This window comes from Streptomyces sp. FH025, assembly GCF_017427025.1.
In the GTDB taxonomy this organism is placed as follows: Bacteria; Actinomycetota; Actinomycetes; order Streptomycetales; family Streptomycetaceae; genus Kitasatospora.
Genome location: NZ_JAFLNG010000198.1, coordinates 1 through 11,582 on the forward strand (window position 1 = coordinate 1; position 11,582 = coordinate 11,582).

General features: G+C 73.8%; 8 protein-coding genes. All 8 read left to right on the forward strand.

The genetic code is table 11. The features are described 5' to 3' along the window. The coding region (cydC, locus tag J0670_RS16315; protein WP_207812306.1) for a thiol reductant ABC exporter subunit CydC at nt 1–2,463 on the forward strand (2,463 nt) is incomplete at its 5' end. A gap of 79 nt (nt 2,464–2,542) precedes the next feature. Then, nucleotides 2,543–4,351: a GAF domain-containing protein gene (locus J0670_RS16320; RefSeq protein WP_374223114.1), complete on the forward strand. Its 1,809-nt coding sequence runs from the start codon at nt 2,543–2,545 to the stop codon at nt 4,349–4,351. A 287-nt stretch (nt 4,352–4,638) separates the two neighbouring features. Next, a complete protein-coding gene (locus J0670_RS40280; RefSeq protein ID WP_307806544.1) occupies nt 4,639–4,935 on the forward strand; it encodes a hypothetical protein in 297 nt (98 codons plus the stop codon). Further along, complete coding sequence (locus tag J0670_RS16330) at nt 4,925–5,329, forward strand: hypothetical protein (RefSeq protein ID WP_207812308.1); 405 nt, start codon at nt 4,925–4,927, stop codon at nt 5,327–5,329. Before J0670_RS40280 ends, J0670_RS16330 begins: the two co-directional genes overlap by 11 nt. 387 nt (nt 5,330–5,716) lie before the next feature. Continuing rightward, complete coding sequence (locus J0670_RS16335) at nt 5,717–6,748, forward strand: PstS family phosphate ABC transporter substrate-binding protein (RefSeq protein WP_207812309.1); 1,032 nt, start codon at nt 5,717–5,719, stop codon at nt 6,746–6,748. A 92-nt stretch (nt 6,749–6,840) separates the two neighbouring features. Then, complete coding sequence (locus J0670_RS16340) at nt 6,841–7,431, forward strand: hypothetical protein (protein ID WP_207812310.1); 591 nt, start codon at nt 6,841–6,843, stop codon at nt 7,429–7,431. Nucleotides 7,432–7,700: 269 nt separating this feature from the next. Then, on the forward strand, nt 7,701–10,343 hold the full coding sequence (locus J0670_RS39930) for a hypothetical protein (protein ID WP_207812311.1): 2,643 nt from the start codon (nt 7,701–7,703) through the stop codon (nt 10,341–10,343). A 139-nt stretch (nt 10,344–10,482) separates the two neighbouring features. After that, nucleotides 10,483–11,514, forward strand: coding sequence for a phosphate ABC transporter permease subunit PstC (gene pstC, locus J0670_RS16350; RefSeq protein WP_207812312.1), 1,032 nt, complete (start codon nt 10,483–10,485; stop codon nt 11,512–11,514). The last annotated feature ends 68 nt before the right edge of the window (nt 11,515–11,582 follow it).

The window sequence follows — 11,582 nt, forward strand, 5'->3', positions numbered from 1 at the left end:
CGGCACCCGGGGCGCGCCGTCCCCGCGCTGGACGGCGCCGGGCTGACCCTGCGGCCGGGCTCCACCACCGCCCTCACCGGCCCGAGCGGCGCCGGCAAGTCCACCCTGGTGTCCGTCCTGCTCGGCCTCACCACCCCCGAGGCCGGCACCGTCCGGATCACCGCCGCCGACGGCCGGACGTACGACCTCGCCGAGCTGGAGCCGGCGAGCTGGCGGCGGCAGATCGCCTGGGTGCCGCAGCACCCGCACCTGTTCGCCGGGACGGTCGCCGACAACCTGCGGCTCCACCGGCCGGACGCCTCCGACGAACAGCTGTGGACGGCGCTGCGGGCGGCGCACGCGCTCGACTTCGTCACCGACCTGGCCGCCGAACTGGGGGAGGACGGCGCCGGGCTCTCCGCAGGCCAGCGCCAGCGCCTCGCCCTCGCCCGGGTGCTGCTCGCCGACGACCGGCCGCTGGTGCTGCTGGACGAGCCCACCGCCAACCTCGACGGCGCCTCCGAGGCGGCCGTGGTCGACGCCGTCCGGGCGCTCGCCGAGGACCCGGCGCGCACCGTCCTGGTCGTCGCCCACCGGCCCGCGCTGCTGGCCGTCGCGGACGAGCGGGTACGGCTGGCGGGGGCCCCGTCCGTCACGGCCGCCCCGGTCGCGCCGCTCGCCCACAGCGGGCTGCCGACGCCCGCCCCCGCACAGCCCGAGGAGCCCGGCGTCGAGGCCGGCACCACGCCCCGGCTGGCGCTGTCCGTCCTGCTCGGTGCGCTCGCCCTCGGCTGCGCCGTCGCCCTGATGGCCACCTCCGGTTACCTCATCTCCCGCGCCTCGCAGATGCCCCCGGTGCTCTACCTGATGATGGCCGTCACCTCGGTGCGGGCCTTCGGCATCGGCCGCAGTGTCTTCCGCTACGCCGAGCGGCTGGTCTCGCACGACGCCGTGCTGCGCACCCTCGGCACCCTGCGGGCCGCCGTCTACCGGCGGCTGGCCGCGCTCGCCCCGGCCGGACTGCCGGCCTTCCGGCGCGGCGACCTGCTCTCCCGGCTGGTCGCCGACGTGGACGCGATCCAGGACCACTACCTGCGCTGGCGGCTGCCCGCCGCCGTCGCGGGCGTGGTCGCGCTGGCCTCGGCGGTGGCGATGGGCCTCTTCCTGCCCGCCGCCGGGGTGGTGCTCGGCCTCGGACTGCTGCTCGCCGGGGTGCTGGTGCCCGCGCTGGCCGCCCGCTGGTCGGCCGGCGCCGAGCGGCGGCAGGCCCCGGCCCGCGGCCGGCTGGCCACCACCGTCGTGGACGCCTTCACCGGCACCGCCGAGCTCACCGTGGCCGGCGCGCTGCCCGGCCGGCTGGCCGCCGTCCGCAGCGCCGACGCCGCGCTGACCGGACTGGCCGCCCGCTCGGCCGCCACCGCCGCGCTCGGCACCGGGCTGATCGCGCTGCTCACCGGGCTGACGGTGGTGGCGGCGGCGGTCGTCGGCATCCAGGGGGTGCGCGACGGCGCGCTCGCGCCGGTCTGCCTGGCCGTGGTGGTGCTGACCCCGCTGGCCGCCTTCGAGGCCGTCACGGGCATGCCGCTCGCCGTCCAGGCCCGTCAGCGCAGCCTCGCCGCGCGGGCGCGGCTGGACGAGGTCCTGAACGCCGAGGCGCCCGTTGAAGAGCCTCTGGGCCCGGCGGCCCTGCCCGAGCGGCCGCTGCCGGTCGCGGTGCGCGGGCTGACCGTACGGCACCCCGGGCAGGCCGTGGACGCGCTGGCCGGGGTGGACCTCGACCTCGCCCCCGGCCGCCGGATCGCCGTGGTCGGCCCGTCCGGCTCCGGCAAGACCACCCTCGCCCAGGCGCTGCTGCGCTTCCTGGAGCCGAGCGCCGGCGCGGTGACCTTCGCCGCCGGCCGCCCACAGGCCGTGGACAGCCGGGCGCTCGCGGGCGAGGACGTCCGCCGGGTGATCGGCCTCTGCGCCCAGGACGCCCACGTCTTCGACAGCTCGCTGCGGGAGAACCTGAGGCTCGCCCGGCCGGACGCGGACGAGGACGCGCTGCGCGCCGCACTCGCCGCCGCCCGGCTGCTGGAGTGGACGGACGGCCTGCCGGAGGGCCTGGACACCATGGTCGGCGAGCACGGCGCCCGCCTCTCCGGCGGCCAGCGCCAGCGCCTCGCGCTCGCCCGGGCGCTGCTCGCGGACTTCCCCGTCCTGGTCCTGGACGAGCCCGCCGAGCACCTCGACCTGCCCACCGCCGACGCGCTCACCGCCGACCTGCTGGCCGCCACCGAGGGCCGCACCACCGTGCTGATCACCCACCGGCTGGCCGGGCTGGACGACACCTCGGTGGACGAGGTCCTGGTGCTGGACGGCGGCCGGGTGGCCGAGCGCGGCCGCTGGTCGGAGCTGGTCGCCGACCCGGACGGACGGCTGCACGCGATGTGGCGGCGGGAGCGCGAGGCGGACGGGCTGGCGGAGCCGGCCGCCGTCCGGTAGTCGAATCGTGATCACCGGGGGCGGTGTCCGGCCGTGGCGCCGCCCTTCGGATGAAAACCGTACAAACTAGGCTTTCTCCATGGACCCCATGCCGGACCCCCCCGAGGCCACCCCCGAGCCGACACCCCACCGGGTGCCCGAGATCGCCTCGCTCGGCCTGGACACCCTGGTCACGGAGGTCTCGGAGCGGCTGCAGTCGGCCGCCGCCGTCACCGACCGGATGCAGCGGCTGCTGGAGGCGGTCGTCTCCATCGGCGCCGGGCTCGACCTGCACGCCACCCTGCAACGGATCGCCGCCGGCGCCGCCGAACTCGTCGACGCCCGGTACGCGGCCCTCGGCGTGATCGCCCCCGGCGGCACCGGGCTGGCCGACTTCATCCACGTCGGCGTCGACGACGACACCGCCGCCGAGATCGGCGAACTGCCCGTCGGCCGCGGCATCCTCGGCGCGCTCATCGACCGCCCCGAGTCGCTGCGGCTGGCCGACCTCGGCGCCGACCCCCGCTCCTCCGGGTTCCCGGGGCACCACCCCCAGATGCGGACCTTCCTGGGCGTGCCGATCAGGGTCCGCGCGGAGGTCTTCGGCAACCTCTACCTCACCGAGAAGAAGGGCGGCGGCGCCTTCACCCCCGAGGACGAGCAGGTCGTCCACGCGCTCGCCGCCGCCGCCGGGGTCGCCATCGAGAACTCCCGGCTGTACGAGGAGGGCCGCCGCCGCGAACGCTGGATCGCCGGCGCCGCCGCCGTCACCCACGCGCTGCTCTCCACCGAGCAGGCCGAGGGCGCGCTGACCGTCGCCGCCGAGCAGGTGCGGGAGTTGGCGGACGCCGCGCTCGGCATGATCCTGCTGCCCACCGGCCCGGTCGGCGAGGAGGACGGGCAGATGAGGGTCGCCCACGCCTCCGGCGAGGCCGCCGAGTTCGTCCGCGGCGAACTGCTGCCCAAGGACAGCTTCGCCGCCCGGCTGCTCGCGGGGGAGAGCATGCACCTGGACGACATGTCCAGCGACCCGACCGTGGTGATGCGGCTCGCCCGCAGCTTCGGCCCGTCCATGGCCGTCCCGATGGTCGCCGCCGGCCGGGTGCTCGGCGGGCTCTGCGTCTGGCGCCCGCGCGGCGCGGTGCCGTTCACCGACTCCGAGAAGCAACTCGCCGAGACCTTCGCCTCGCAGGCCGCGCTCGCCCTGCGGCTCGCCGAGGGCCAGCGCGACCAGCAGCGCCTGGCCGTCTTCCAGGACCGCGACCGGATCGCCCGCGACCTCCACGACCTGGTGATCCAGCGGCTGTTCGCCACCGGGATGATGCTGGAGAGCGCGGCCCGGCGGGCGGTCGTCCCCGAGGTGAGGACCGGCATCGGCAAGGCGGTGGACGAACTGGACGCCACCATCCAGGAGGTCCGCACCACCATCTACGCGCTCCAGCACGACAACCACGGCGACGCCCCCGACACCCTGCGCACCCGGGTGCTGCGCGAGGCCAGCCAGGCCGCGGCGGCGCTCGGCTTCAAGCCCTCGGTGAGCTTCGTCGGGCCGGTGGAGAGCCTCGTCGGCGAGAAGACCGGCCGCCAACTGCTCGCCGCACTGCGGGAGATGCTCTCCAACACGGCCCGGCACGCGCGCGCCTCCCGGGTCGGCGTGGAGATCGACGCGACCGTCCACCTGGGCGACGACGGCCGGCCGGTCGGCGGCGACCCTGAGTCGCTGGACCGCGGCGGGCGCCCCGGCGTGCGACTCACCGTGACGGACGACGGGATCGGCATCCCGGAGGGCGGCCGGCGCAGCGGACTGCGCAACCTGACCCGGCGGGCCGAGGCGCTCGGCGGCGACGCCTGGCACGAGCCGGGCCCGCGTCGCAGGGGCACCCGGGTGCGCTGGACGGCCCGGCTCTGAGGCCACGGACCGTTACGCGCAGCGTCACCGTCCGTTCGATCGGTGAAAGCTGAACGAGGGAGAACTTCCCGACCAACAGCGCAAGTTGTGAACGTTCTGGGCTTTCGGGAGTTCTGTGTGCACACATAGCTTGTCATCCGTCTCGGAGGGGAAACCGGACGGAGGGGGCAGTGGACGCTTCCGGCCGCGGTCACACCGCAGCAGGGGCAAGTCGAGGGGGATTCCGGACCGAACGTGCTCCGGACGGGCGCTACCGCTGGCAGCTGAAGGCGTCCAACGGCCGGGTCGTGGCCATCACCGCCGCGTCGTTCGAAACGCCCGGCGAGGCCGAGCGGGGCTTCGACGACCTGCGCGCCGGGGCCGCCGAACTCACCGCGCGGATCACCCACGTCCGCGAGGGCATCGGCTGGATCTGGGTCGTCCCCGGCTCCCGCAGCCTCCCCGAAGTGCGCTCCAGCCGCGCGTACGAACGGTACGCGACCTGCCAGAACGCCTTCCGGCGCTTCGTCGTGCTGCTCGCCAAGCAACCGCCGCGCGAACTTCCCGAGCGGGCCGGGACGTTGAGACGCGCCGATGGCCGCTGAGCGGCGCGGCCCGCGGCTGCTGATCGTGCCCGCGGCCGACCGCTGCCTCGGCTGGGCGCTGCGTGCCGCCAACGGGCGGCCGCTCGGCGTCGGCGTGCGGACGTACCGCAGCGAGGAGGAACTCGCGGAGGCGGTGCGGGAGTTGATCATCGAGCGGGCCGCCCTGCGGTGCTCGACCGGGCAGTCCGAGGGGCGGCAGTGGGTGTGGTCCGCCTACCTGCCGGTGCTCAGCACCAGGCCCGGCACGGCCGGCGCCGTGCCGGTCGCGCGCAGCGCGCGCGGGTACCTGCGGCGCGACCAGTGCCAGGCCGGGGTCGAGGGCTTCCTGGCCGGATTGCAGTGGGTGGGGCAGGAGTTGCGCCGGAGCGGGCGGGACGGCCGCTGGCCGCTGTGACCCGTCGGCCGGGTGTGAGCCGTCGGCCGGGTGTGACCCGACGGATCCCCTGTGAAGCGATGGCCGTCCCGGCGGCGGCCGTCCGTGCTGTTCCGGTGAAGCGCAGGTTTCCGGCAACACCCCGAGCAGCCTCCTGGAGAAGAACGTCGACCGGGTTCGGAGCCCTGGGTATGCCCCTGTCACGTCCGCGCTGACCAGTGCCTAAACCTCGTCGAACCGATGAGTCGACATTCCCCGGCCGGACTCGACCACCCTTCCGGCGGAACCTCCCCGGCGGACAGGATCAGCACTGCCGGAAGGGCCGCAGCGGACGCGGCCGCCGGCCCCGGACTCCCAACCAGGGCCCGGGTAACGCGATGTACGTCTCTCCCCCGGAGGAAGAGGAACATGCGTAGGACCGCTGCCAAGCTGCTCGCCGTCGCCGCCCTGGCGACCTCCCTCGCCACCGTCGCCGCCGGCACCTCGGTCGCCGACCCGGCGAGCCTGCCGAACTCCCAGGACATCGTGGGCGTGGGCTCGGACACCACCCAGGCCGTGCTGAACCAGCTCTCCACGGACTACAACGCGACGCTGACCGACCCGAACGCCCCGCACCTGTACAGCTGGGACGCGATCCCCACCGGCACCATCACCACCAAGGCCGGTGCCACCCCGATCACCCGCCCGAACGGCTCCGGCGCCGGCATCACCGCGCTGAACGGCAACACCAGCGCCACCGTCGACTTCGCCCGTTCCTCGCGCGGCCGCGCGGCGACCGACCCGGCGACCGACGACTTCATCGCCCTGGCCAAGGACGCCGTGACCTGGTCCGCGGTCAAGGGCGGCCACGCCCCGGCCCAGCTGAGCGCCGCCCAGCTGAAGGCGATCTACCAGTGCACCACCACCAACTGGACCCAGATCGACCCGACGCTGCCCAGCGCGACGATCCACCCGATCCTGCCGCAGGCCTCCTCCGGCACGCGCTCCTTCTTCCTGGGTGCCATCGGCAACCCGACCCTGGGCTCCTGCGTCGTCACCGGCCCGCAGGAGAACGAGGGCGTCGACCCGCTGCTGCTCAACGATGCCGACGCCGTGTTCCCGTACTCGGTGGCCCACTACCTCGGCCAGACCGTGGGTGGCCACAGCACCCCGAGCGACGCCGTGGGCAACCTGACCCTGCGCAACATCTACGTCAGCCCGACCGTCACCCTGACCCCCGTGACCAACGGCGTCATCAACACCGCCTTCTCCAACTCCTCCTTCGGCCGCGTGGTCTACAACGTGCTCCGTGACGCCGAGTGGACCGCCACCGACGCCCACGGCACCGCCCTGCGCGCGATCTTCGGCCCCGACGGCTGGATCTGCAACGACGCGGTCGCCACCGCGGACCTCAAGAGCTACGGCTTCCTGCCGACCCCGGCCTGCGGCACCGCCTTCTGATCCACCCCGATCCTCCCGGCGGCCGCGGGTCCTCGACCCGCGGCCGCCGGCCCGGTCCCGCACCGACCCCTCCCTCTCCCAAGGAGTCCAGCATGTCCCGCACCTCCGCCCGGTTCGTCGCCGCCGGTGCCGCCGCCGTCCTCTCGCTGACCGTCCTGAGCGGCGCCGCCGCCGCCGACACCGCCCCGGTCACCGCGACCGGCAACGCCGTGATCAACGAGAGCAACACGTTCCTGCAGTCCGCGGCCGGCAACGGCGTCGTGATCATCCCGCTGCCGCAGGCCACGCCCTCCTACGACAGCACCACCGGCTTCTCGGTCTCCCTCCCGGTCGCCGGCGCCAGCGTCAACCTGGCCGGCTACTACGGGAACGTGCAGCTGGGCGGCAGCCTGCTGTTCGTCGACTTCTTCACCGGCAAGAGCGTGACCTTCAAGCAGCTCGCCTTCAGCGCCGACGACTGGCGCGTCACCGGCGTTCCGGCCGGCGGCACCGCTCCGGTCCCGCTGCTGAAGCCGGCCGGCGTCGTGCGCACCACCAAGGTGGACACCACCCAGACGCTCAGTGCGACGGACCTCAAGGTCGACGCGAACGGCGCGCAGTTCCTGGACACCCAGCTGAACACCACCTTCTTCACGTCCGGCCAGTCGGTCGGCTCCCTCTCGCTCACCGTCGTCAACGGCTGATCCGGCCTGACGGTCCACGCGGGCCCGTACCGGAAGGTGCGGGCCTCTTCTCATGGGTTGCCGGAACAGTTATCGGACCGTTCCCATGAGGAAGGGTCAACTCCGCTACGGAGTCGCCGCGTTGGGGTCTCGTACACGCTGGCGACCGGATCCGGCCACTTCTGGCTGGCCGAATGGATGCGTACCGGAATCGTTTGCCGGCCGCAGCCCGGCCCCGCCCTCCCGCGCCGCGTCCCCGGCGGCGCGGACTTCGCACGGAGGTGCCCGCCATGAGAGTCCGACTGCCCGACCGGACGCATCCGAGACGGTGGCGTCGCCGACTACCGGCGATCACGTTGGTCTGGTCGGTGGTGGTCGCCCTCGGGGTGGTGCCGATCGGCCTCGGAACGGCCCCCGAGGTCGCTGCGGCGAGCGGGGGTTCGGCGGTGACCGTGCCCGGGCCCGAGGTGTGGATTCCGGACACCCAGTCCAACGGCCCCAAGGGGAGCGTCACCGTCTCCCAGACCAAGGACCTCTCCAACCAGGTCATCCAGGTCTCCTGGAGCGGCTTCACCCCGACCGTGGACTCCAACGGGATGCCGGTCGTGCTCACGCCGCTCTCCGGCAACGCGGCGTACTACCCCGTCCGGGTGTACCAGTGCCGCGGCGCCGACCCCAAGATCACCGACTGTTACGGCAGCACCCTCTTCAACGCCGACCCCGCCGCGGGCTTCGAGCAGAAGGCCCCGGCCCCCGGCACCACCACGCCCGACTTCCCGAGCAACATGGTGCTCGCCCCGACCGGGCCGGACGGTTCGGGCGCGGTCAACATCGAGGTGTGGACGGCGAACGAGAGCAAGAACCTCGGCTGCGACCCCACCCACCCCTGCTCGATCGTGGTGGAGCCCAACTACGGCGGTGACAGCCGCGCGATCTGGAACCGCAAGGGCCTGCTGAACTGCAACAACCACGACGCCGACACCATGATCGAGTACGGCACGGCGTCCGACTTCGTGATGCAGGGCGAGAACCTGCGCACCAAGAACAAGACCAACGAGACGTGCGCCTGGAACAAGCACGTCACCATCCCGCTGGAGTTCGCGCCGACCCCGGCCGCCTGCGAGGCCGGGCACGCCGATTTCCAGGCCGCCGGCCTGGAGATGGCGAACCGCGCGATGACGCAGTGGCTGGCCGGCCTGTGCCAGGGCGACCACCCGCTCACCGTGCGCTACAGCCCGGCCGGCGGTGAGCCCCAGGCCCGCGCCGGCTTCCTCGGCGGCGGTGGCGGCAACGACATGGCCCTGACGGCCCGCCCCGACACCCAGGCACCGCCCCCGAGGCCGTACGTGTACGCGCCGCTGACGACGACCGGCATCTCGGTGGCGTTCGTGGTGGACGACCCCGTCTCGGGGCGCCAGATCAGGGACATGAAGCTCAACGCCCGCCTGCTGGCCAAAATGCTCACCCAGTCCTACGCACCCGTGGGCAACGACGTCATCGCCTCGGTGAAGGGCAATCCGACCTGCATCTTCCAGGACCCGGAGTTCCAGAAGCTCAACCCGCTGCCCCCGAGCAGCGGCCTGGCCTGGCCGGGCTCCTGCGACGCGGGCTTCACCAGCCCCACCGTCATCGGCGGCACCTCGGACTTCACGTACCAACTGACTTCCTGGATCGCCTCCGACCCGGACGCCGTGCGCTTCCTCGACGGTGAGCCCGACCCGTGGGGCATGCACGTCGACACCTTCTACACGCGCCCGGCGTTCTCGGGCTACCCGGTCGAGGCCTTCGTCCGCCAGGACTCCAGCGGCTTCGTCGGCGCCACCAAGGACCCGCTCAACGTCTGGAAGCAGTACGAGTGGAACCCGCTGATCCTGGGCCTGTCCAGGGTGGCGCGCACCGTGCTCTCGGGCACCTCCACCTGCTCCAACACGGACCCGAAGCCCGACGGCTCGCACGCCGCGTGCCGCTCCCTGCTCCCGGGCGAGCGCACCCTGTTCGCCATCATGGACTCCGGGCAGGCCAAGGCCTACTCGCTGCCCGAGGCCCAACTGCTCAACCCGGCGGGCACCTTCGTCTCGCCCGCCACCTCCACCTTCCAGGCCGCCGTCGCCGACATGCCGACCGACCCGGCCACCGGCGTGCAGCAACTGCCCTACGGCACCCCGGACACGGCGTTCTCCCGGGACCAGCACGCCTACCCGCTGACCACCGTGCAGTACGCGATGGTGCCCACCCAGGGCGTCGACGCCGGCAAGGCGGCGGCCATCGCCAAGTTCCTGCGCACCGTGACCACCAGCGGCCAGGTGTACGGCCTCCAGCCCGGCCAGCTCGCCAACGGCTTCCTCGCCCTGACCGGCGCCCAGCGCCAGCAGGCCCAGGACGCCGCCGGACACGTCGAGGCCCAGGACGGCAAGCTGCCCGGCAACCAGGTCGCCCCGCCCACTCCGCCGTCCGGCGGTGACAACGGCACCACCGGCGGTTCGGAGAACAGCGGCACGGACACCTCGGGCCCCGGCGGGACGGCCGGCGGCACCAGCCCGGTGAGCAACGAGGGCGGCTCCGCCACCGCAGGCGGCCTCGGGACCGGCTCCTCCGGCGGCCTGTCCTCCTCCGGTACCTCCGGCACCTCCGGCGGTACGGGCGAGACCGCGGGCGGCGCCCCGGCCGCGCCCGGCGCCCCCGCGGCGGGCGCCAAGCCCGGTGCGAGCGCCGCGCCGACCGGCGGACCGCTGGCCGCAGCCCCGGTCGCGGCCGGCACCCCGGCCCCCGACCGGGCAGGCACGGCCCGGCTGCTGCTGCCGATCGCGCTGATCGCCGGCCTGGTGCTGCTGATCGGCGGACCGGCCGCGCTGTTCCTCGGCGGCACCCCGGCCGGGGCGAAGGCGCTGGCCGGAGCCCGGGCCCAGTGGTCGCGGCTGCGCCGCAGGCCCTGACCCGGTAGCGCCCACCGCTCGGCGGGGCCGCCGTCCCGGCCCCGCCGAGCGCTTCCACCCCCACCGAGGTGGCGCCCCGGGCCCTCACCGAGCACGCCCGTTCCCGAGTCCCGCCCGTTCCCGAGTACGGAGAGCACACATGACATCCGCCGCTGAGCCCGCGGCACCGTACGCCGGGTCGCCAGGCCGACCCGACCACGGGCCCGACCAGGACGTCCCCCGCGTCATCACCGCTCCCGCGACCCCCGGAGACCGGGTGTTCCGCGGCGTCCTGCGGCTGGCCGGCCTGTCGGTGTTCGCGATCATGGGGCTGATCGCCTTCTTCCTGATCCTGCGCGGCACCGACGCGCTGCGCGCCGTCGGCCTGTCCTTCCTGACCGAGCAGAAGTGGCAGACCGCCGCGCACAACTTCGGCATCGCCGCCGTCCTGCCCAACGGCCTGCTGATCGCCGTGATCGCGCTGGTGATCGCCGTCCCGGTGGCCCTCGGCACCGCGATCTTCATCTCCGAGTACGCCCCGGTGCGGCTGCGGGCCGCGCTGATCTCGCTGATCGACCTGATGGCGGCGATCCCCAGCATCGTCTACGGCCTGTGGGGCCTGTTCTTCCTCCAGCCGCGGATCATCGGCTTCGTCCGCTGGATGGCCAACCACCTGGGCGACACCATCCCCTTCCTCAAGGTGCGCACCGGCGACATCGGCACCTCCTACACGTCCTCCACCTTCATCGCGGGCGTGGTGGTCGCCCTGATGATCATTCCGATCATCACCTCGCTCAGCCGGGAGGTGTTCTCCCAGGCCCCGCAGGGCGAGCGGGAGGGCGCGTACGCGCTGGGCTCGACCCGCTGGGGGATGGTCCGCGCGGTCGTGCTGCCCTTCGGCAAGGGCGGCGTGATCGGCGCGGTGATGCTGGGCTTCGGCCGGGCGATGGGCGAGACGATCGCCGTCGCGCTGATCATCTCGCCGAACTTCAAGGCCATCACGCACATCCTGGAGAACGGCGCCAACTCGATCTCCGCGCTGATCGCGCTGCGCTTCGGCGAGTCGGACACGCTGTCGCTGTCCGCGCTGATGGCCGCCGGCCTGGTGCTGTTCGCGCTCACCCTGCTGGTCAACGTGGCGGCCGGCTTCGTGATCAACCGGTCCCGCTCCGGCTCCGCGACGGCGGACTGACCGTGACGGACGCACATATGACGAACCGTCAGACCGCCCGCCACCCGTACCGAGAGGGGACGACCCGA

Bases quoted from the DNA above. Each gene is read 5' to 3' on its own strand.
- J0670_RS16330 (WP_207812308.1), top strand. From the start codon at position 4,925: ATGGCCGCTGAGCGGCGCGGCCCGCGGCTGCTGATCGTGCCCGCGGCC.
- J0670_RS16335 (WP_207812309.1), top strand. From the start codon at position 5,717: ATGCGTAGGACCGCTGCCAAGCTGCTCGCCGTCGCCGCCCTGGCGACC.
- J0670_RS16320 (WP_374223114.1), top strand. From the start codon at position 2,543: ATGGACCCCATGCCGGACCCCCCCGAGGCCACCCCCGAGCCGACACCC.
- pstC (WP_207812312.1), top strand. From the start codon at position 10,483: ATGACATCCGCCGCTGAGCCCGCGGCACCGTACGCCGGGTCGCCAGGC.
- J0670_RS16340 (WP_207812310.1), top strand. From the start codon at position 6,841: ATGTCCCGCACCTCCGCCCGGTTCGTCGCCGCCGGTGCCGCCGCCGTC.
- J0670_RS39930 (WP_207812311.1), top strand. From the start codon at position 7,701: ATGAGAGTCCGACTGCCCGACCGGACGCATCCGAGACGGTGGCGTCGC.